Source organism: Rhodococcus sp. SB1D, from assembly GCF_048573875.1.
Lineage (GTDB): Bacteria > Actinomycetota > Actinomycetes > Mycobacteriales > Mycobacteriaceae > Rhodococcus_F > Rhodococcus_F qingshengii.
Genome location: NZ_JBMAIQ010000003.1, coordinates 346,124 through 365,718 on the forward strand (window position 1 = coordinate 346,124; position 19,595 = coordinate 365,718).

The 19,595-nt window shown below is 62.2% G+C and carries 22 protein-coding genes; 10 read left to right on the top strand and 12 right to left on the bottom strand.

Annotation, left to right across the window (positions count from 1 at the left end; genetic code table 11):
* Positions 1 to 85 precede the first annotated feature (85 nt).
* Both ACN50D_RS10380 and ACN50D_RS10385 read left to right on the top strand, forming a co-directional pair.
* A complete protein-coding gene (locus tag ACN50D_RS10380) occupies positions 86 to 784 on the top strand; it encodes a TetR/AcrR family transcriptional regulator (protein ID WP_225320187.1) in 699 nt (232 codons plus the stop codon).
* Positions 785 to 822: 38 nt separating this feature from the next.
* Positions 823 to 1,674: a PHP domain-containing protein gene (locus ACN50D_RS10385; protein ID WP_073512494.1), complete on the top strand. Its 852-nt coding sequence runs from the start codon at positions 823 to 825 to the stop codon at positions 1,672 to 1,674.
* A 298-nt stretch (positions 1,675 to 1,972) separates the two neighbouring features.
* On the opposite strand, the gene ACN50D_RS10390 is transcribed toward ACN50D_RS10385, so the two are convergent.
* Positions 1,973 to 2,500 carry a CinA family protein gene (locus ACN50D_RS10390; protein WP_007735692.1) on the bottom strand — a complete coding sequence of 176 codons (528 nt, stop codon included), beginning with the start codon at positions 2,498 to 2,500 and terminating at the stop codon, positions 1,973 to 1,975.
* A 77-nt stretch (positions 2,501 to 2,577) separates the two neighbouring features.
* Entirely contained in the window at positions 2,578 to 3,726 is a 1,149-nt protein-coding gene (locus ACN50D_RS10395) for a glutamate--cysteine ligase (RefSeq protein WP_064113548.1), read from the bottom strand.
* Positions 3,727 to 3,886: 160 nt separating this feature from the next.
* Between ACN50D_RS10395 and ACN50D_RS10400 the strand changes: the two genes are divergently transcribed.
* Positions 3,887 to 4,192 carry a hypothetical protein gene (locus ACN50D_RS10400; RefSeq protein ID WP_007735689.1) on the top strand — a complete coding sequence of 102 codons (306 nt, stop codon included), beginning with the start codon at positions 3,887 to 3,889 and terminating at the stop codon, positions 4,190 to 4,192.
* A gap of 57 nt (positions 4,193 to 4,249) precedes the next feature.
* Here the strand turns inward: ACN50D_RS10400 and ACN50D_RS10405 are convergent, their stop codons facing one another.
* From ACN50D_RS10405 to ACN50D_RS10420, 4 genes are all read right to left on the bottom strand, one after another.
* Entirely contained in the window at positions 4,250 to 4,519 is a 270-nt protein-coding gene (locus tag ACN50D_RS10405; RefSeq protein ID WP_003943161.1) for a DUF7218 family protein, read from the bottom strand.
* Positions 4,520 to 4,606: 87 nt separating this feature from the next.
* Positions 4,607 to 6,775: a catalase gene (locus tag ACN50D_RS10410; protein WP_064113547.1), complete on the bottom strand. Its 2,169-nt coding sequence runs from the start codon at positions 6,773 to 6,775 to the stop codon at positions 4,607 to 4,609.
* A gap of 142 nt (positions 6,776 to 6,917) precedes the next feature.
* Positions 6,918 to 7,154 carry a CsbD family protein gene (locus ACN50D_RS10415; RefSeq protein WP_003943084.1) on the bottom strand — a complete coding sequence of 79 codons (237 nt, stop codon included), beginning with the start codon at positions 7,152 to 7,154 and terminating at the stop codon, positions 6,918 to 6,920.
* A 303-nt stretch (positions 7,155 to 7,457) separates the two neighbouring features.
* Positions 7,458 to 7,922: a hypothetical protein gene (locus ACN50D_RS10420; protein ID WP_307850506.1), complete on the bottom strand. Its 465-nt coding sequence runs from the start codon at positions 7,920 to 7,922 to the stop codon at positions 7,458 to 7,460.
* Between the two features lie 281 nt (positions 7,923 to 8,203).
* On the opposite strand from ACN50D_RS10420, the gene helR reads away from it, so the two are divergent.
* Positions 8,204 to 10,426 carry an RNA polymerase recycling motor ATPase HelR gene (gene helR, locus ACN50D_RS10425; protein WP_211921738.1) on the top strand — a complete coding sequence of 741 codons (2,223 nt, stop codon included), beginning with the start codon at positions 8,204 to 8,206 and terminating at the stop codon, positions 10,424 to 10,426.
* On the opposite strand, the gene ACN50D_RS10430 is transcribed toward helR, so the two are convergent.
* Positions 10,388 to 11,149 (bottom strand): IclR family transcriptional regulator, encoded by a 762-nt coding sequence (locus tag ACN50D_RS10430; protein WP_003942865.1) that lies wholly within the window; start codon positions 11,147 to 11,149, stop codon positions 10,388 to 10,390. The two genes, helR and ACN50D_RS10430, sit on opposite strands and share 39 nt — an antisense overlap.
* 69 nt (positions 11,150 to 11,218) lie before the next feature.
* On the opposite strand from ACN50D_RS10430, the gene ACN50D_RS10435 reads away from it, so the two are divergent.
* From ACN50D_RS10435 to ACN50D_RS10455, 5 genes are all read left to right on the top strand, one after another.
* Positions 11,219 to 12,046 (top strand): 2-keto-4-pentenoate hydratase, encoded by an 828-nt coding sequence (locus tag ACN50D_RS10435; RefSeq protein ID WP_007735684.1) that lies wholly within the window; start codon positions 11,219 to 11,221, stop codon positions 12,044 to 12,046.
* Positions 12,043 to 12,987: an acetaldehyde dehydrogenase (acetylating) gene (locus tag ACN50D_RS10440; RefSeq protein WP_003943168.1), complete on the top strand. Its 945-nt coding sequence runs from the start codon at positions 12,043 to 12,045 to the stop codon at positions 12,985 to 12,987. Before ACN50D_RS10435 ends, ACN50D_RS10440 begins: the two co-directional genes overlap by 4 nt.
* Complete coding sequence (dmpG, locus tag ACN50D_RS10445) at positions 12,984 to 14,012, top strand: 4-hydroxy-2-oxovalerate aldolase (protein WP_020909650.1); 1,029 nt, start codon at positions 12,984 to 12,986, stop codon at positions 14,010 to 14,012. The genes ACN50D_RS10440 and dmpG overlap by 4 nt, the downstream gene beginning before the upstream one ends.
* A gap of 159 nt (positions 14,013 to 14,171) precedes the next feature.
* Positions 14,172 to 14,888: an NUDIX domain-containing protein gene (locus ACN50D_RS10450; RefSeq protein ID WP_042448262.1), complete on the top strand. Its 717-nt coding sequence runs from the start codon at positions 14,172 to 14,174 to the stop codon at positions 14,886 to 14,888.
* 19 nt (positions 14,889 to 14,907) lie between these two features.
* The gene (locus ACN50D_RS10455; RefSeq protein WP_211921740.1) at positions 14,908 to 15,369 is read left to right on the top strand and encodes a DUF6389 family protein; all 462 of its coding nucleotides are present in this window, start codon (positions 14,908 to 14,910) and stop codon (positions 15,367 to 15,369) included.
* 62 nt (positions 15,370 to 15,431) lie between these two features.
* Here ACN50D_RS10455 and ACN50D_RS10460 read toward each other — a convergent pair whose 3' ends face one another.
* Positions 15,432 to 15,926 (bottom strand): DinB family protein, encoded by a 495-nt coding sequence (locus ACN50D_RS10460; RefSeq protein WP_064113542.1) that lies wholly within the window; start codon positions 15,924 to 15,926, stop codon positions 15,432 to 15,434.
* 133 nt (positions 15,927 to 16,059) lie between these two features.
* The gene (locus ACN50D_RS10465) at positions 16,060 to 16,536 is read right to left on the bottom strand and encodes a hypothetical protein (protein WP_082900928.1); all 477 of its coding nucleotides are present in this window, start codon (positions 16,534 to 16,536) and stop codon (positions 16,060 to 16,062) included.
* 375 nt (positions 16,537 to 16,911) lie between these two features.
* Between ACN50D_RS10465 and ACN50D_RS10470 the strand changes: the two genes are divergently transcribed.
* Positions 16,912 to 17,283 carry an SdpI family protein gene (locus ACN50D_RS10470; RefSeq protein WP_064443539.1) on the top strand — a complete coding sequence of 124 codons (372 nt, stop codon included), beginning with the start codon at positions 16,912 to 16,914 and terminating at the stop codon, positions 17,281 to 17,283.
* A 44-nt stretch (positions 17,284 to 17,327) separates the two neighbouring features.
* Here the strand turns inward: ACN50D_RS10470 and ACN50D_RS10475 are convergent, their stop codons facing one another.
* The 3 genes from ACN50D_RS10475 to ACN50D_RS10485 all read right to left on the bottom strand — a co-directional run bounded on the left by ACN50D_RS10475 (position 17,328) and on the right by ACN50D_RS10485 (position 19,594).
* Complete coding sequence (locus tag ACN50D_RS10475; RefSeq protein ID WP_204855225.1) at positions 17,328 to 18,362, bottom strand: HEAT repeat domain-containing protein; 1,035 nt, start codon at positions 18,360 to 18,362, stop codon at positions 17,328 to 17,330.
* Between the two features lie 13 nt (positions 18,363 to 18,375).
* Entirely contained in the window at positions 18,376 to 19,041 is a 666-nt protein-coding gene (locus ACN50D_RS10480) for a HEAT repeat domain-containing protein (protein ID WP_192712704.1), read from the bottom strand.
* A gap of 82 nt (positions 19,042 to 19,123) precedes the next feature.
* Positions 19,124 to 19,594, bottom strand: coding sequence for a DUF2269 family protein (locus ACN50D_RS10485; protein WP_003943264.1), 471 nt, complete (start codon positions 19,592 to 19,594; stop codon positions 19,124 to 19,126).
* Between the last annotated feature and the right edge of the window lies 1 nt (position 19,595).

Sequence of the window (19,595 nt, forward strand, 5' to 3'; positions counted from 1 at the left end):
CCAGTTCACAAACAGCTATCAATCGACTGATTGACAGCCGGTCGATTTCGGCGGCGATGCTAGCATGATTGGGCAACCAACCGAAATGAGGATCATGGACCTGGGGCGCGTTCAACGGGCGGCAGTCACGCTGTTCGCGACGAAAGGATTCGCCGCCACCGGCATTCGTGAGCTCGGAGCCGAAGCCGGCATCAACTCGGCAACGCTCTACCACTACGTCGGCAGCAAAGAGTCACTGTTGGCCTCGATCATTCGGTCCTGCCTCGACGAGCTGACGCAGTCGGGAGAGCGGGCAATGCGCCGAAGCGCCGATCCCGTAGTCCAGCTCGCCGGCCTGGTGTCGTCACACGTCGGCATTACCGCCGTCAACCAACTGACTGCCCGCGTCGCCGAGTACGAGATGCGCGGGTTGACCGGAGACAACCGCATCGAGTTGCAGACCCTGCGCGACGAGTACGAGCAACTTTTCGGACAGATCCTCGAACGCGGACAACGCGTGGGCGCCTTCGACATCGAAGATCTGGCATTGAGCCGACTCGCGATACTCGAGATGTGTACCGGGGTCGCGCATTGGTACCGGCCCGGTGGGCGTCTCGAGTTGGAAGATGTCCAGCGATTCTTCGTCAGCACCACGTGCAAGCTTCTGTCGGTTCCGTCCGACGAACTGCACGGTGTGGAGTTCATTCACGACGTCCGAAAGCTGGACAGCGAGCCCGAGACTCAGTCCTCCGAGATCTGGGGAACCACTGCACAGAGCGAATTCGCGCGACAGTCCGAGCTTTAACCGCCCCTCGAAACTCCCGGCTCTGGTACGAACTGAACATGCAACTACCCGCGGACAGTCATGTTCACAGCGAGTGGTCGTGGGACACCGGCGGACCGCTGTCGCACGCATCCGGACGAATGCAACAGACTTGCGCGCGTGCCGAAGCAATCGGATTGCCGGCGTTGGTGTTCACCGAGCATCTCGACTTCGATGCTCGGTGGCGCACAACCGCCGCAGATCTGATGCCCCATCAACATCACCTGCTGAGCACCGACGGCTATGTCCGCGCACCGATCCTCGACGTCGACGGCTATCTCGACAGCATCGAACGATGCCGACACCGTTTTCCTGAATTGCGGATACTCACCGGCGTCGAGTTCGGACAACCGCACCTGCACGAAGCGCAGGCGTCGCACCTCCTTGATCTCGGTGTCATCGACCGGGTATTGGGTTCCTTGCACACGCTCGAAGTCGGCGACGATCGGAGTGAACCGAACACTCTGTTTCGAAAGTGGAGTGCCGACGAAGTCATGTGGGCATACCTCGATGAGATCCCGCGTATGGTGGCTGGCTCTCGGACCTTCGAGGTGTTCGCCCATATCGACTACGCGGTGCGTGCATGGCCGATCGAAAGTGCCGGACCTTTCGATCCCCGTCGATTCGAAGAGGGATTCCGAAATGCGATGCGCGCCATCGCCGACAGCGACCGGATCCTCGAGATGAACACCCGTCGGCTGTTGCCCTGGATACCCCAATGGTGGGGCGAAGAGGGAGGTAAAGCGGTGACATTCGGCAGCGATGCACATGTGCCCGAAGCTCTGGCAGCCAATTTTCCGGAAGCGACCGCGATGCTCGCGCACTACGGATTCCGTCCGGGTCAACGTCCCGAAGAGTATTGGACCCGCTGATCCGCCTGATTCCCAGACCGATATTTCCGTGAACTCGGGTTGTCGGAGACGGATCAACCCGCAATAGTCGATGTATGGATCGGTACAAAATCACGATGCCCGACGGCTCTTCGACCGAGGAACCTTTCAATTCCGACAAGGAAGCAATCACTTGCGCAGTGGATGCGAACCGAGGAGTCAGCAAGAACCTCGTAGTCGAAAAATACACGGCCGACGGTCATCTGGTTCCAACCGCGCAGGCGCCTGCGAAACACACAGGTCGTCACAAGAAGAACCGTTCGAAGAGTTGAAAACTCGACTAGTTCACAACTCTCGAACTCGGCGTGTGGCGACCGGATGCGTGACGCAGAAGTAGTTGGATCGCGTGCTCGACAGTTGCACCGAGGACAGCTTCGGGGTCGCCCGAGAAAACCTGCTTCTCCGTTTCGGCGGTCCCATGGTCGACGACTCCGAACCACACAGTTCCGGGTCGAACGTTCTCCTGGGTATCAGGGCCGGCTTCACCGGTGACGGCCAGCGCCAGCGACGCACCCATCAGAGTGGCGGTGCTGTGCGCCATGACCCTGGCTGCCTCTTCGCAGACCACTGGCCCGTCCGGAACATGAAGTACGGAATGTTTCACCTCGCGGGTGTACGCGACGATCCCACCACAAAACCACGATCCGGCGTCCGGCGCCTTTCCCAGATGTGCGGCGATGTTCCCGGCAGTCAACGATTCCGCCGTCGCCACCGACAGACCGTGTTCCTCTACTGCCGCAGCCAATTGCCTGCACATATCGTCGAGATCCTTGTCCGACGGAAGCTCGGGTCGTGGATCGCCATTCATATGTTCCTCCTCCTGCAGTCCGATCGGTGACTTCGACAAGACATTGAAAGTTCTCGAATGCCCATTCCAACCGTGCCTTACAGCTCACTGCCCCCTTGCGAACTGCACCCTTCGAAAGTGCGTCGAGCGCACTCCTCGATCACATCAGCTACACGTGACCGACGCGTGAGTTCACGGCGCTGCACGATCGCCCCGTTTCCGTTACTGAACACCTTGCCCAAGGAGGCCGTGACCTGCTCGAATTCTCCGAATGCAGTCAACGCAGGTTCGACGTGATCCACCAATTGCCGAACCGCCTGGTGTGCAGTCAGCAAGCGCACGGATTCCACGTCGAGCGACCTCCCGTCGAGTCCGTCACGCGCCGCCCGCCAGCAAGCCGCGCGGAGTAGCTCGTGATCGACAGCAGGCGCTGCTTCACCTTTCGTGATCGCGGCGGATGCGGTACCGACGAGTGCCTGCACCAGTGTGGCCAGAGTCATCGTCTCCTCCACGGTGGCGGGCACGTCGCTGATCCGAATCTCCACGGTGGGAAGGTGATCCGACATGCGCACATCCCAATAGACCATGTGTGGATCGAGAATGACCCCTGTCTCCAGCATTGCTGCAACAGCATCTTCGTAGTGCGCCACGGACTCGAAGTAGGGCGGCGGACCCGAACTGGGCCATCGGCCGAACAGAACGTAACGCCAACTCGCATAACCGGTATCGCGACCGGCGCTGATCGGAGAGTTCGCCGTCAGTGCCAACAAGGTCGGTAACCATGGGCGCAGATGGTTGATGATCTGGACCGATCGTTCTCGATCTTCCACACCGACATGAATGTGGCAACCACACATCACACCTTCGGTGATCGCTCTGAATTGACCGGCCATTCGCTGGTATCGCGACGTTTGAGTGATCTCGTCCACCGGCGGATCGTAGAACGGCGTCCCGACTGCGATGAGTTGACAACCCACACGGGCAGCGGCGTCGGCGGTGACGGCACGCGACTCACAGAGTTGATCACGAAGATCACGAATATGGTTTCCGATCGACGTAGACGTCTCCACCTGACAGCGCGTGAGTTCGAGTTGCAGCGAGATACCGAGTTCCCGCCCGGCGGCAGCAACCTCGGAGTTGCGCAGAGTGGGATGTCCAGTCTGCGGATCGCAGAGCAAGAACTCCTCTTCGACACCGAGAGTCGGTGTACCTACCGAGAATATGTCGGGAGTCGGCTTCGCGTTCATAGGGCTTCCTCGCACCGGTTTTCATCCACATCCGATACTTCGAGCGTACGACCTTCTACCCCTTTCGGCACTACTCCGACCGTTTCATCCAGTCACCGATCGGGTAGTTGCCCTGTGGACCGACGACGAGCGAAGAATCGCAAGTCTTCATGAGCTCAGGATGGAGTGTGCCGTGACAAACGCGAGCGAAAGTTCACCGGTAGATGACGAACACACAAATCGATCGCACGTAGGGGAGGCAATCAGCGACGGTCGCAACTATCCCGGATACCTGCTGATCGGGCTGGGTCTGGCAACACTCGGATTGACCTTGGTGGCAGCAGGTTACGGATTTCGTGGTTGGGCAGTCATTGCCGGCGTCGTGTGTGTGGTGTCCTTCATCGTCGGAACACTGGCCATCTTGATGGAACACCGACGGGTCAAACGACTGGAAGGTCAGGAACTCTTCGATCAAGAAGGGCACTGAACCGACCGCTCGAGTCGTATTCTGCTCAAGCAGAATACGACTCGAGCAGAACACAGCTCAGTGAGTGCGGAGCTGCTCGATCAGCTCACCCTTGTTCAGCTTCGAATAGCCGTGCAGATCGAGTTCCTTGGCACGTTTCTTCAGCTCGTCGACTGTCCACTCCTCGTACGGCGAGGATTGTCCGCCGGACTTGGCGACATTCGACCGCCCTCGATTGGCGGCCGCATTGGAGATTCGGGCCGCCTTCTCCTTGGAATCGCCCTTCTCGCGTAGCTCTTCGTAGAGTTCTTGATCCTTGAGTTGAGGTTGTGAGTCCTTGCGAGCCACTGTTTCGTCCCTTCACTCGTCTTCACTCCGACGGTGTGGCCGAACTGGCAATTCGGCCACACCGCAGGTTCGAACTTACGTCGGCACTCAGGATGTAGGCGGCACCTCGAAACGCCCCCACACGCGGTGCGTCTTCAGAAGCTGAACCAGCGAGGCGAGCGCTCCTTCCGCGTCTGCATCGACGACGACTCCCAATGCAGACTCGTCGATACCGGCCGCAGCCAGCGCACTCATGCTTTCTCCCCAACCACCAATCGCCTTGCTGTGACGATACATTTCGTTCAGCAGAGTCTCCACCCGTGGATCCAACTTGCCCTCGCCGATCCGAGAAACGTCGCCACTCAGCAGGATTGCATCGAATTCGATCGAACGAGCTGTGAGGTAGGTTCGCTGCACCGTCACCGCGTCGTCACCGTCCCCGATGGTTCCGCCGTGCGGGCCGAGGATCAGCGGCACCATGCCGGCGTCGAAGATCTTGTCTCGAACGGCGACAACCGTTTCGAGATCGGAGTTCTCATCGACCAGTAGTGCGATGATCCTTCCGTCTACCGGCCATTCCGCACCAACCTGGGACAGTGCAGGGCTGAGCTCCGGATCACTCAACGGCTCGGTCGGTTCGGGAACCGGAAGGCCAAGCCCCCCTGCGACGATCGACACGAGACCCGCGTCGATATTTGCCAAGATGCCCAGATTCCGGGTCTTGATGTTCTCCTCGTAGCACTTACCCAATTCGAAGGTATACGCCTGCGCGACGTGCTCCTGTTCGACAGGGGAGAGACTGCGATAGAAGAGTCGAGCTTGCGAGAAGTGATCGTCGAACGATGCCGGCGCCTGCCTCACCTTTCGCCCTGAAACTTCTTCGGGCACCTCGATATAGGCCGCGCTCTCCGCCGAGGCCAAGAACGGGCACCCACCGTCCAACGAATTGGGATGGTACGGCGCAACTCCGGTATGTACACCGTCCTGATGAAAGCCGTCGCGAAGCATGTCGTTGACAGGCGCGTGAGGCCGGTTGATCGGGATCTGATCGAAATTGGGGCCACCGAGTCGCGTGATCTGGGTGTCGAGGTACGAGAACAAACGCGCCTGCAGGAGACGATCGTTGGTGATGTCGACACCCGGAACCAAGTGACCCGGATGGAATGCAACCTGCTCGGTCTCGGCGAAGAAGTTCGTCGGATTGGCGTCGAGTGTCATCGTTCCGATGACCTGAACCGGCGCGAGTTCTTCGGGCACGATCTTGGTGGGATCCAATAGATCTATGCCTTCGAACATTTCGTCTTCGGTATCAGGGAACACCTGCACGCCCAGATCCCAGGACGGATATGCGCCCGCCTCGATGGCGTCGGCAAGATCGCGTCGATGGAAATCCGGATCCACACCGCCGGCGATCTGCGCTTCCTCCCACACGAGTGAATGCACTCCGGCGGCCGGCTTCCAGTGGAATTTCACCAGATTCGTCTCGCCGTCGGCATTCACGAGCCTGAACGTGTGAATACCGAAGCCCTCCATCATGCGATAGGAGCGCGGGATGCCGCGATCGGACATGTTCCACAATGTGTGCGCCGTGGCCTCGGTGTGCAGCGACACGAAATCCCAGAATGTGTCGTGCGCGCTCTGCGCCTGCGGGATCTCGCGGTCCGGGTGGGGCTTCGCGGCATGGATGATGTCCGGGAATTTTATGCCGTCCTGGATGAAGAACACCGGGATGTTGTTGCCCACCAGGTCGAAGACACCTTCGTCGGTGTAGAACTTGGTGGCGAAACCGCGTGTGTCGCGTACGGTGTCCGCCGAACCTCGTGAACCCAGCACCGTCGAGAACCGCACGAACACCGGGGTTCGAGCACCGGAAGCGAACACCGATGCTTTACAGATGTTTTCGGCCGCGCCATTCGCCAGGAACGTTCCGTGTGCGGCCGCCCCGCGGGCGTGGACGACGCGCTCCGGAATTCGCTCGTGATCGAAGTGTGTGATCTTCTCACGCAGGTGGTGGTCTTGAAGAAGAGTCGGGCCACGCTCGCCGGCAGTGAGTGAGTGGTCGGTCTCGTAGAGACGTGTACCGGTTGCGGTGGTGAGGTACTCCCCCCGCTGGCCGCGACCATTTCCCTTCACCTTCTCCTCGGCACCCGCGACGGTACGCACCTCCGGCTGCCGCTGGTCATCCTTGGGCGGCAACGGCTGTCGAGGCTTGACCGGCTCTTTCAGGTCCGGCGCTTTCGGGGCCGGTGCACCTGGGACGGACTGAGATGAAGGCATCGAACAGCTCCTCTTGATCGTCATGCTGGGCGCAAGAATCTTGTTACGCCTTATGTAAGTAGAGATTTCAAACTGAACGCGGAGCCACGACTCACCCCCGGCTGGGATCAATCCCAGGCCGAGGGTGACGAGTGCGTCAGGGCTATTGCTCGGACTTCTGTCGCGCTTCGTCCGCGGCCGCTTCTGCGCGAGCCTTCTCGGCTTCTGCCTCTTTCTTCGCGACTTCTCGCTGGCTTTCGGCCTTGTCCTGCTGGGCGCGGCCCTCTCGGGTCAAACTGTCGTTTCCGGAAACCGCACCCACGGCTTCCTTGGCCTTACCCTTGACGTCCTCTACGACGCCTTTGATTCCCTCGCTGGGACCGCTCTTGTCATCTGGCACGTTGACCCTCCAATACGTTTCGGATTGTTGCTCAGGAATCCCACACAGGTAGGAATCCCCCACAGAAGGCCCTACCCCGTCGAAATTCGCATAAACATCCGTGCACCGACACTCCGCAACGCGTACAAGAAGCGGCCACCGAGGGGAGTGCCGTTCACTCTCGTGTGTTATTCAGTGCTCATGAGCCAGTTACAGACCGATCCCCCCCGTGGGCGGAACGCTGTCCACGATTCGCGCGCTTGCGCCCAACCTGGCTCCGAGCGAGCGACGCGTCTCGAACATCTCAAATAGCAAACAGCATTCTCAGAAACTGTTTACCGGGCACAGGAATTGGCGGGACTCGTTCCAGAAGGGGAAGAGGTCGGTGGTGGTGGCCGTGGGGTGGTCGATCTCGGCGAGAGTGTAGAAATCGAGAATCGTCCGCCCGGCGGTTGCGCTGACCTCGCATGCCTGCAAGCTCAGTTTCGCCTCCGCCACGAAGCCGATACTGCGGGCGAAAGGTCCGAGGGTCCCGGCATTGGCAAAACCCTCGAGGTTTTGTCCCCACTGGTTGTAGTCCGACTGCAAAGCAAAGCTGCATGTTTCACCGAACAACTCGGTGCAGGTTGTCGGCTTCCCACCGATCGTGTGAACCGTATCGGCGAGCTCGTGCGAAGTACCTTCGCGCGGTGATCCGGAAAGGAGAAGCAAGACGGCGACGGCCAAGGCAACCACCAGAAGGATGCTCGCGGCCGTTGCCAGTATCGCCTTCACAATCCCTCGATCCACGTAAGTTCATGAGGGGAACCGTTTTTGGAACACCGGTCACTGGATTTGTACCCGTGACACTCGGGGTCCAAACATCGACCAGGCTGGGAGCCGTGCATCAGACTGGGGGGTCGCGAGAGGATCTGTGGGAAAAAGCCGAGGGAGGATCGACACTCCCTTCCACTATCAATGTATATCGTACCGGGGGCCTTGCGGCAAGGCCCGGGTAGTGCCGCAGAATGGCTCTTCCGATCCCGCACGACCCACTACGGGATCGGAACAGCCAGCGGAAGTGAGGGCACGTGCCAACCCAGGGATACGAAGAAGAACTGCGATCCGAGCGGAACTATGTGGAGGCACTCTACGCACGCCTCGATGCGGAGCGCGCCCGAGTCAAGGGCAGGTACAGCACCGCTCTGCGCGGAAACGGCGAAGCACTCATGGAACGCGATGCAGAGGTGCGCGCGCTCGCCAAAGAGGTGAAGAGGCTGGACGTAGCCGACAACGGCCTGTGCTTCGGCCGGTTGGACTCGCTGTCGGGTGAGACTTCGTACATCGGCCGAATCGGCCTTCTCGATGCGGACAACGACTACGAACCGGTGCTGCTCGATTGGCGGGCGCCGGCATCTCGCCCGTTCTACGTTGCCACCGCTGCAAACCCGGAGAACATGCGTCGACGCCGTCAGTTCCACACACGCAGTCGACACGTGGTCGATTTCACCGACGAGGTACTCGGGCGCCCTGACGGCGCAGAACACGACACCCACAGCGATTCCGCCTTGCTCGCTGCGGTTAACGCACCGCGAGGTGAGGGCATGCGCGACATCGTGGCCACGATCCAGGCCGAGCAGGACGACATCGTCCGACTCGAACACCCCGGGGTGCTGGTGATCGAAGGTGGCCCCGGTACCGGGAAAACCGTCGTCGCCTTGCACCGCGTCGCCTACCTGCTCTACACGCAGCGAGAGCGAATGGAACGTCACGGCGTTCTCGTGGTCGGGCCGAACCCGGCGTTCCTGAACCACATCGGCCGCGTGCTGCCCTCGCTGGGCGAGTCCGACGTGGTGTTCATGACCACCGGTGATCTCGTTCCCGGTCTACGCGTCACTGCAGAGGACACTCCGGAGGCCGCTGGGCTCAAAGGCTCGCTGAAGATCCTGGACGTTCTCGGCGCAGCGATTGCCGATCATCAGCGCTTGCCCGAGAACCCGTTGTTGATCGAATTGGCGGACGTCACAGTGCGAATCGACGCCGAAACTGCGGAGTGGGCTCGAGAAGAAGCTCGTTCGAGCGGACTCCCCCACAACGACGCTCGGACTGTGTTCACCGAAATCGTCACCTGGGCACTGACCGAGCGGGCGATAGCGCGGATCGGCAAGGGATGGTTGACACGCAGTGACCGTGAAGCCTGGGAACAAGTGCGCGCAGATCTGACCGCAGAGTTGGCGGAGAATGACGCGTTTGCCGCCGCACTCGACGCACTCTGGCCGATCTTGACACCGAAAGAGCTACTGACACAGCTGTTTACTTCGCCGGAACGCCTACGCAAGGCAGGCGCAGACGAGACACTGTTGCGCCGAGAGGGCGATGCCTGGACGGTGTCCGACGTTCCGCTTCTCGACGAATTGGTGGACATGCTCGGCCGGGACAAGCCCGTCGACCAGAGTGCCGAACGTGAACGCCGCGACGAGGCTGCGTATGCAGCGGGCGTGCTGGACATGATGATCAGTCGTGAAGACTTGATGGACGACGAGGATCATCTCCTCGCCCAGGACATGCTGTACGCCGAGGACCTGGCGGATCGTTTCGTCGAACGCGATACCCGGGAGCTCGCCGAACGCGCTGCTGCTGACCGAGACTGGACGTACAGGCATATCGTGGTCGACGAGGCACAAGAGCTGTCCGAGATGGACTGGCGAGTCCTGATGCGCCGCTGCCCGGACCGGTCTTTCACGGTGGTAGGTGATCTCGCGCAACGACGTTCACCCGCAGGTGCTCGCTCGTGGGCGACGATGATGGAGCCGTACGTCCCCGGCCGCTGGATCTACCGATCCCTGTCGGTGAACTATCGCACCCCCGCCGAGATCATGAGCGTCGCCGCCGCCTTGCTCGCCGAGTTCGCGCCAGACGTCCAGCCACCCGAGTCCGTCCGCGCCTGCGGGGTCCAACCGTGGTCCAAGCGAATCTCCGCCGACGAACTAGCCTCCGCCATCGACGAATTCAATCAGGACGAGGCCGGACGCGAGGGTACGAGCGTCGTCATCGGACCTGCGAGTGTGCCCGGCGCTGTGCCGGTTTCGGAAACGAAGGGCCTCGAGTTCGATGCCGTGCTCGTCGTGGAACCGGAGCGAATCATCGCCGACGGCCCACGCGGTGCGTCTGAACTCTATGTCGCCCTCACCCGCGCGACCCAACGTCTCGGCGTCTTACACGAGGGGCCATTGCCGCACGCATTGACCGGGCTCGTCCGGGTCGGGACGGCCAGATCACCGCAATCGTTCGCGGCGAGCGATCGTGCTGTGTAGGCCTTCGGCAGCAGCGCGCACGTAGGACACCTGGCTCTCGGGGACGAAGCGACTGGTGGGACCGGTGACACTGATGGCCGCGACGGGTTTGTCATTGGTTCCGAATACCGGCGCCGCAACGCATGCGAGACCCGGCGCTGATTCCTCGCGCTCGAACGCAATACCGGTCTCGACCACTCGGTTCAGTTGGGTGTTGAGAATGCCGGGCGCAACAATTGTGTGCGGGGTCCGGCGCGTCATCGGCTCCGACAGCACCTCGCGGCGAAACTCGTTGTCGGAGAATGCCAGGAGCGCCTTGCCGATTGCGGTGCAATACAGCGGTATCCGGCCACCGGTCCGGGACGGCGAGTTGGCTTGCCGGTGTCCGCCGATCTTCGCGACGTATACGACGTCGTGGCCGTCACGGACCCCCAGGTGGACTGTCTCGTGGGTCCGCTCGTACAGGTCCTGGAGGAACGGCATCGCCATCTCCAGGAGGCTACGTTCGAGAGAGGCGAGCATGCCGAGTTCGAAGAGGCCGCCGCTGAGCCGGTAGCCACCGTCGATACGGTCGAGTAGCCGGTTCGCGACCAGTTCGTTGGCCAGGCGGTGCACCGTCGCCTTGTGCAGGCCCGTCCGCTGGACCAGGGTGGCCAGAGGCAACACGTGGTCGTCGGCCCGGAAGGCGCGCAGGATCGTCACCGCCTTGCCGAGCACGGTGTCGAGGTTTGCGCTGCCAGTCACCTCCCCAGCGTATCGCTGAGTGAGACAGTTCCCTGGCGCAATCTCGGTGCCGCGGCGAAAGTAGTGGCCATGAGCCAGCCCACGAATACCAGTACAGCTAGCGAGACCGACATCGCAGCTGCTGCGGACCGCCTCGCAGCCGCCATCGCGAGCGGCACTCCCTGCGCGCCCGTGCGCGATCTGATCGGCGCCGACGACCTCGTCGCCGCCTATGCCGTCCAGCGCCGCGTCGACGAAATCCGTCGGCAGGCGGGGGCCGTGGTCGTAGGCCGCAAGATCGGCCTGACCTCGGTGGCAGTCCAGCAGCAGCTCGGTGTCGACCAGCCCGACCTCGGCGTGCTGTACGCCGACATGGAGTTCCCCGCCGGCGGCGCCATCCCCATGAGCCGTTTGATCCAGCCCAAGGTCGAAGCGGAAGTTGCCTTCGTGCTCGGTGCCGACCTCGTGGACGGACCGCTGGACAGTGCGCAGGTGCGCGGTGCGATCGACTATGCCGTCGCCGCGATCGAGATCTGCGACAGCCGCATCGAGTCGTGGGACATCAAGTTCGGTGACACCGTCGCCGACAATGCGTCCTCGGGCGTGTACGTCCTGGGAACCGAACGACGCACCCTCGACGAGGTGGAACCCGCCGGCGTCGTCATGTCGATGTCCGTCGACGGCACCGAGGTGTCCACCGGCGTCGGAACCGCCTGCCTGGGCGATCCGATCGAAGCCGTCGTCTGGCTCGCCCGCACTGCACGTGAGTTGGGGCAGCCGCTGACCGCAGGGCAGGTGATCCTGTCCGGCGCTCTCGGCCCCATGGCACCGGTCACCGCAGGCAACGTAGTCACCGTGACCGTCTCCGGGCTCGGTTCCGTCACCACCAGTTTCTCCAGCGAAGAGGACAACGCATGAGCAAGGTCAAGGTCGCGATCATCGGATCGGGCAACATCGGCACGGATCTGATGATCAAGGTGCTGCGCAACTCCGACTACCTGGAGATGGGCGCGATGGTCGGTATCGACCCCGCGTCCGACGGCCTCGCTCGCGCCGCGCGTCTGAACGTGCCGATCACGGCAGAAGGCGTCGAAGGCCTTGTCGGTCTGCCGAACTTCGACGAGATCGAGATCGTCTTCGACGCCACCTCGGCAAAGGCTCACGTGGCCAACAACGCGCGGCTGGCTCCCCTCGGCAAGCGCATGATCGACCTGACGCCTGCCGCGATCGGACCGTACGTCGTACCGGCTGTCAACGCGGACGAGCACTTGGACGCACCCAACGTCAACATGGTGACGTGTGGCGGCCAGGCCACCATCCCGATGGTTGCCGCTGTTTCTCGGGTCGTCCCGGTGGCGTATGCGGAGATCGTCGCGTCCATCGCCTCCAAGTCGGCCGGTCCCGGAACGCGCGCCAACATCGACGAGTTCACCGAGACCACGTCCGAGGCGATCGTGGCAGTCGGCGGCGCTCGTCGCGGCAAGGCCATCATCATCCTCAACCCCGCTGAGCCGCCGCTCATCATGCGCGACACGGTCTTCTGCCTCGTCGACGCACCGGACCCGGCTGTTCACGACGAGATCCGTCAGTCGATCGAGAAGATGGTCGGCGACGTGTCCGCGTATGTCCCCGGCTACCGGCTCAAGCAGGAAGTCCAGATCACCGAGATCCCGGCCGACCAGCCCGTCGAGACGTTGCTCGTCGACGGCAATCGCCCCACCCATCAGGTGTCGGTGTTCCTCGAGGTCGAGGGTGCTGCACACTACCTGCCTGCGTACGCCGGCAATCTCGACATCATGACGTCCGCCGGAATGCAGATCGCGGAGCGCATCGCCCAGCAGAAGGAAGCAACCAAGTGAGCAACCGCAAGATCTTCGTCCAGGACGTCACCCTTCGCGACGGCATGCACGCTGTCCGCCACCGCATTTCGCCCACCGACGTCAAGCGGATCGTCACAGCTCTCGACGCTGCCGGCGTCGACGCGATCGAAGTAGCACACGGTGACGGCCTCGCCGGCGGCTCGCTCAACTACGGCCCCGGCTCGAACACCGACTGGGAATGGATCGAAGCAGCGGCCGAGGTACTCGAGCACGCTCGTCTCACCACGCTGCTACTTCCGGGTGTCGGCACGATCAGTGAACTCAAGCATGCCTACGACCTCGGTGTGCGCTCGGTTCGCGTTGCCACGCACTGCACCGAGGCCGACGTCTCCGCGCAGCACATCGAAACCGCCCGCGAGATCGGCATGGACGTCTCGGGCTTCCTGATGATGAGCCACATGGCGCCTGCCGAGGAACTGGCGAAGCAGGCCAAGTTGATGGAATCGTATGGCGCGCACTGCGTCTACGTCACTGACTCGGGTGGACGTCTGGTGATGAACGACGTCGCGGATCGTGTTCGTGCATACCGCGACATCCTCGACGAGGGCACCGAAATCGGTATCCACGCCCATGAGAATCTCTCACTCTCGGTTGCCAATTCTGTTGTGGCCGTGCAGAACGGCGTCACCCGCGTCGATGCTTCGCTTGCCGGTCACGGCGCCGGTGCCGGCAACTGCCCCCTCGAGGCCTTCATCGCCGTCGCCAACATCGAGGAGTGGGAGCACGGCTGCGACCTGTTCGCCCTGCAGGATGCCGCCGACGACATCGTCCGACCGCTGCAGGACCGGCCGGTCCGCGTCGATCGAGAGACCCTCACACTTGGCTACGCCGGCGTGTACTCGAGCTTCCTGCGCCACGCGGAGGCTGCGTCGGAGCGCTACGGAATCGACGTTCGCACACTGCTGCTCGAAGCTGGACGCCGCCGTCTGGTGGGTGGTCAGGAGGACATGATCGTCGACATCGCGCTCACCCTCGCAGCGCAGGCGACAAAGGAAGCAGTCTGACGCGCTGCCGAGTTCGCTGACACCCGAGTCCCGCTCCCGTCTCCGGACGGGGGCGGGACTTCTCAGTTGGACTGAGAGTTTCCGCCGCGACGCCGCTCAACGCTGAAGCTGTTGTTGCCCAATAACGGCGAGGTGCCGATCTTCGCTACGGTGGATGACATGACCGAACCTGACAGCGACAAGCTGATACACCCGACTGCAACGGCGGGTTGCGCCGGCGTCGACGTTCCGGACAGCCGGGGTCGCACCGGCCTCGACCGAACAGGTCTCGGGCTGCACGGTAATCCGAACGTCGAGGTCGAACGAGTCGAGGTCACCTCAGACGGTTGGCATGTGTTGCGTCGCAGCACCTTCACGTATCGGCGAAGGGACGGCACTCTCGAGACACAGCAACGAGAAACCTACGACCGTGGGAACGGCGCGACGATCTTGCTGTACGACCCCGAACGGCGCACCGTCCTGTTGACGAAGCAATTCCGCTTTCCCGCTTACGTCAACGCACACCCCGACGGAATGTTGATCGAGACCGCAGCCGGTTTGCTCGATGCCGACACGCCGGAAGTAGCCATTCGGCGAGAGACGAGCGAAGAGCTCGGCGTCGCGATCGGTGAGGTGCAGCATCTGTTCGATCTGTACATGAGCCCCGGATCCGTCACCGAGAGAGTGCATTTCTTCGCCGGCCGATACAGCCCGGCGGACAGAACCGGCAGTGGTGGCGGGGTGCCAGACGAAGGCGAGGACATCGAAGTCCTGGAGTTGCCGTTCGACACGGCACACGACATGATCTCCGGCGGAGAAATCGTCGACGGTAAGACGGTTATTCTTCTTCAATGGGCGGCCATGTCGGGGGCACTGACTTCGAAGTCGATTGCCTGAATTTCTATATCCTGTGCCGATGGAACCTGCTGAGGACAGCGGCGCGCTGAGGTCTGTCCTCGATACCGTGTCGGCGGTAGTGAGCGATCGACTGGCTGCGATTCACCACGCGGCAACCCCGCGCACCGAAGGGATCGTCATCGATGTCTCGGTCGATCAGGACGGCGAGGGAACATTCGGCGTCTGGGCACGATTCGAGGGTCCTGACGCATTCAGCCTGAATCAGCAAATCGGTGACGAGAGAGAGCTATTCGGCGTGATCTGGGGTGAGGAAGGCTGGGAGCCACCGGTTCCCCCTCGTCCGCGAGAGTGGTCACGCACGGAACTCGAGAAAGTTATCGTCGGTGTCGTTGCCGAGTGGATCGGCGCGCTCGTTCCCCCGACTGCATCCGAACTGCACTGGGAAGTAACAACTCCCGACGGAGCGACCGACCCGATACCTGTGGGCCCCGATTTCGGTAGCGGACATTCGCCTCAATGAAGCGCGGAAGCTGTCGGCGAGACGGACGACTTCGAACCACTGTTGTGATCGATGTTGCGATGTCACCGACCGGTCGAACCGTCGATAAGTTCGCGGAGGATGTCAGCGTGCCCGGCATGGCGCCCGGTCTCTTCGATCATGTGCACGAGCGCCCAGCGGACACTGGGAGCGGGTCGTTTCGCCCCCGGTCGCGGGATGGGCGCGGCAAGATCTGTGCATCCGTCGAGAACTGCGTTGGCACGCTCGACCGTCTCGCGATAGCGACTGACGACACCGTCCACGCTGTCTTCCGATGACGGCTGAAACGTCGCTTTCCAATCCGCCACGTTTTCTGCGAGAAACATCGATCGTTCGACAAAGGTCAAGTGAGTGACCAGCCCGAGCAAGGTTGTCCCCGACGGAACAATTGTGGTGCGCACCTGAGGTTCCGGAGCACCCTCGACCTTGGCAGCGATCGAATCACGCAAGTAGTCGAGAAACGCGCGTAGCGTATCGACCTCGCTGTTTCCGGACCGGGGTGGTGGGGCATCACGGCGGCTGCGACGCGACGCTGCCATGGTGGTTCTCCTTACTCGGTGAAGAACGACATAGAGGCTTCATTCCTGGGTGGGCAGAACCGATCCTTCCGAATTCACTCCGATCCCGCATCAAATTTTGCCGTTGCGGCAAAGGCAGGCTTCATCGCCGGTATCACCGCGCCGAATGCAGGTCGTGCACAAGTTGGGGCCTCCGCAACTTGCCGACCTCGAAAGGCCACCGCTGCAGCGGGTAGGCGAGACGAGCCACGAAGTAGTTGGCGTACTCGGCGACGCCGAAAGCCCACACCGCCACCACGCCCACGGCCGCGCCGGAGTGATCTGGTAGCCAGATGACAACGCCGAGAAGAGCTATCGCCAACAAGAGAACATCGAGGACCCGAAACACGCGGTAGAGCGCTGCGAGGCGGGCCGGCATCGGTGCCTGCTCGACCCAGCCTCGGGCAAGCAGCCAGTAGACACCTGCTTGTACGAGTATCACAAGCAGTGGGGCCAGCGCCGACCACAACGCAGCGGAGTCTTTCGGACCTTCGAGCCGAGGCATCACGACGCCGACAGCCACAGCGGCAAATACGGCCGCGGCCGCCAGTTCGCCAAGACCGAGGCTCAGGTACCTGCGTCGCAAACTCATTCGCCGTTGATCCACCACGTGAGAAACCATATCCGTTGATCACCGCGCAGCGGGTGCGCAGCAGCTTCGAGGCTTTGCCTGAGATCGATCAGGCTCGCAGCCAAAGGAATACGGTTCACCTCGACTTGATTCGGGCGGATCATCCGGCACGTGTTGGCAGATCCGGCGGGAAACCTTTTCTGCCTAGGCAATCCACACTAGGGCTTGTCTGAAAACTAGTCCGAGATCGAGTCCACTGCTCATCCGACAAAGCCTGAAAGTGCGTCACCCGATCAGCAGTACATACATTCGTTCGCATACAGTCGGATGTGTCCCAGCGGCACCCCAGACTGGAATGTCCGCTGCGTCAACATCTGCCGATTGGGGGCTGGACGGATGGAATCGCCTGACTTACTGGGTCTGACGGTCTCACTGACGTCGTCGACGCTTATCCTCGCGTTCGTTGCTGGGCTCATGCCGCGACTCGTCGGTGATGAACCGAATCCCGTTGTCGGCATACGCACGAAGGCGACGATCTCGAGCCCCGAGGCGTGGCAATTGGCCCATCGGATTGCGTGGCCCCTTCTACGCCGGACGGTGTGGACAGCCGTAGTGGGACTGTGCATGCAGGTCGCCATCGGTGTCGTGACAGGTTTCGGATCTGTGGTGTCGGCTGTCGCCTCAACAGTCGTGTTTCTAGCGGTGCTCCTTGTCCTGCTCTGTGCAGCGTTGAAGGGCAACGCCGCGGCAAAATCGTTGCGGCGCTGACCACCCGGGCCCGCATTTGTCAGAGGTGCCCTAGTTCTCCGATTTCAGTTCCCGATACGCGGTCGTTCGCGCCGGCGTGGTCCACGGTCCCGCATCTCGAGGATCGCGGCTGCCGTGGACGCGACCGTCTTGTCGTCGTCGCGTGTCAGCCGGGCGAGCGCTTCCCGGGCCGCCGCGCCGGGAATCTCAGCGAGTGCCTGCGTGATTCGCAACCTCGTCGGGGCGTCGTCAGTGCCGTCGAGTCTTGCCTGCACGGCATCGACGACCTCACCGCTTGTCGGTGAGTGCTCCGCGAGAAGACCGAGCACCTCTCCGGCCTCGACGTCGCGTCGCCCGTCGGCGACCATCTCGAGGAGAGCGGGCATCGAGACGGCCTCTCCGCGAGATCCGAGGGTGAGAGCGGCATCAGCGCGGACTATCGCGTCCGAATCATCGAGAGCTCCCTTCAGCGCCCGAGTTGCTTCCTCGGTGTGGATCCCGGAGATGGCCGACGTCGCGCGGCGTCGAACCTCGACGTCCTCCGATTCGAGGCCCTTCGTGAGACCTGCAAGGCCCGCACCTTCGGTCCTCGCCAACGCCCACTGCAACGCTCCGGCCACGTTGGCATCCTTCTCCGACAGGATGGCCTCGACGAGTGCGTCGACGGGCAACGCCGCATTCAGCTCCTGCGACAGGATCGCTTGCTGACGATGGGCAGCGAACTCGGATTCGAGTGCACGCAACAGTGAGACCATGCGCAGGACGTCGTCCCACTCCGAAGGGGCGCTGGCATCGACCCTTTCGAGTTTGGTCAGCAATTCCTCCTCCGCCGCGATCCGTTGCCGAGTGTGTTGCATGAGTTCACCCACCAAATCGGCCGGCGCGAAGTCGGGTTCGTCCAGTGCACGCTTGGCCTCGTTCAACGAGAGCCCCAACGTCCTCAAGCTCTCGACGTGGAAGAGTCGACGGATGTCGTCGGCGGAGTACTCCCGGTAACCGCCGGACGTGCGGCCCGTCGGCTTCACCAGTCCCAAGGTGTCGTAGTGACGCAGCATCCGTGTGCTGACACCACAACGCCGCGAGACCTCGCCGATCAACATCCGTCTCCCCTTCCTACGCGTCCGGGCCGATTGCCGCGACGCGCTTCGCCAACTCGTGTGAGAGTGCGAACCCACCGTCGGGGTCGTGCCAGAGTTGCTTTGTGGCATCAGCATGCGCCCGGACACGCGGATTCGGGCTCATTCCGGCCGCGTCGAGCACCGGGAGTACAGCCTCGCCGAGCCCGGTCAAAGCACGGCTCAGACTGAGCTGCATCTGCAGTTCACCCCGCCCGAGTTCGGTCGCCAGATCCGCTGCGAATGCACCCTCGACTCCTGCCGGCACGAGTGCCACTGCGGCGCGCCACGCACTGCGCGCGACCTCGTCGTCCTGGTCGTGCACCAGCGCAGAGACCTCGGGCCACGCGATCGGATCGCCGATCTTGGACAAGGTGTGGAGCGCCTGACTGCGGGCTTGCGAACCATCGGACCCGAGCTCACGGATCAGCCTCGGCACCGTAATTTCGGCCGGCAAGCGGCACAATGCCCAGGTCAGCATGTCGCGGACGAAGAAGTCCGGCTCGACGGCGCACCGATCGATCAGGGCATCCGTCAGCTCAGGGTCCGGGCGCGTGCCGACAGCGAGCGCGGCGCGCAGCCGAACCGAGGGATCAGCCGCGGCCAATGCGTCGACGAGGTGAGCATTCTGTCCACCATGGTTGGTTGTGTTCACGACAACCACCTCCTTCGTCGACCATTGGAGTCCTTGTCACTGTGTCAAGGTCAAGCGTCGCTGTCTCCGACACGGGAAATATCGCCTCGGATCACACGCCGGTTGTCGATCCTGGCCGAAAGATCATCAACACGACGACAACGACCCAGAGCAGATTGAAGATCCCCGTCGCTGTGCCCAGTCGACGGGTGAGCCGCGTTGCGACATCCACAACGGACCCGGTTCCTTCGATCGCCGCCATTGTCAGCCGTTGGGCGGGAAGCACGACCGCGGTGAGTATCACGGCGGCAACGACAGTGAGTGCGATCGAGGTGAGGATCCACAGGTCACCGAGCACTCCGAGATTGACGGCGGTGGCGACACCGAGCATCGGAACGACAACGCCGATCGTGGCATACACCCGAACGATGCGATGCAGCATGCCCGTCGTCGCAACACTGGCGCTGTCCGGATCGGCGAGCGCGGCGCGGCTCGCCACCGGGAACATACTCGCCGCCACAGCGACGGGGCCGATGGCAAGAATGGCCGCAATCACGTGGAGGGACAGCAGGATTCCGGTCATG

Coding starts and splice junctions, on each gene's coding strand:
- ACN50D_RS10390 (WP_007735692.1), bottom strand. CDS start 2,500: ATGAATGGCGATCCACGACCCGAGCTTCCGTCGGACAAGGATCTCGAC.
- ACN50D_RS10455 (WP_211921740.1), top strand. CDS start 14,908: ATGGAACCTGCTGAGGACAGCGGCGCGCTGAGGTCTGTCCTCGATACC.
- ACN50D_RS10385 (WP_073512494.1), top strand. CDS start 823: ATGCAACTACCCGCGGACAGTCATGTTCACAGCGAGTGGTCGTGGGAC.
- ACN50D_RS10435 (WP_007735684.1), top strand. CDS start 11,219: ATGAGCCAGCCCACGAATACCAGTACAGCTAGCGAGACCGACATCGCA.
- ACN50D_RS10410 (WP_064113547.1), bottom strand. CDS start 6,775: ATGCCTTCATCTCAGTCCGTCCCAGGTGCACCGGCCCCGAAAGCGCCG.
- ACN50D_RS10450 (WP_042448262.1), top strand. CDS start 14,172: ATGACCGAACCTGACAGCGACAAGCTGATACACCCGACTGCAACGGCG.
- ACN50D_RS10395 (WP_064113548.1), bottom strand. CDS start 3,726: ATGAACGCGAAGCCGACTCCCGACATATTCTCGGTAGGTACACCGACT.
- ACN50D_RS10485 (WP_003943264.1), bottom strand. CDS start 19,594: ATGACCGGAATCCTGCTGTCCCTCCACGTGATTGCGGCCATTCTTGCC.
- ACN50D_RS10460 (WP_064113542.1), bottom strand. CDS start 15,926: ATGGCAGCGTCGCGTCGCAGCCGCCGTGATGCCCCACCACCCCGGTCC.
- ACN50D_RS10440 (WP_003943168.1), top strand. CDS start 12,043: ATGAGCAAGGTCAAGGTCGCGATCATCGGATCGGGCAACATCGGCACG.
- ACN50D_RS10470 (WP_064443539.1), top strand. CDS start 16,912: ATGGAATCGCCTGACTTACTGGGTCTGACGGTCTCACTGACGTCGTCG.
- ACN50D_RS10380 (WP_225320187.1), top strand. CDS start 86: ATGAGGATCATGGACCTGGGGCGCGTTCAACGGGCGGCAGTCACGCTG.
- ACN50D_RS10465 (WP_082900928.1), bottom strand. CDS start 16,536: ATGAGTTTGCGACGCAGGTACCTGAGCCTCGGTCTTGGCGAACTGGCG.
- ACN50D_RS10475 (WP_204855225.1), bottom strand. CDS start 18,362: ATGTTGATCGGCGAGGTCTCGCGGCGTTGTGGTGTCAGCACACGGATG.
- ACN50D_RS10400 (WP_007735689.1), top strand. CDS start 3,887: ATGGAGTGTGCCGTGACAAACGCGAGCGAAAGTTCACCGGTAGATGAC.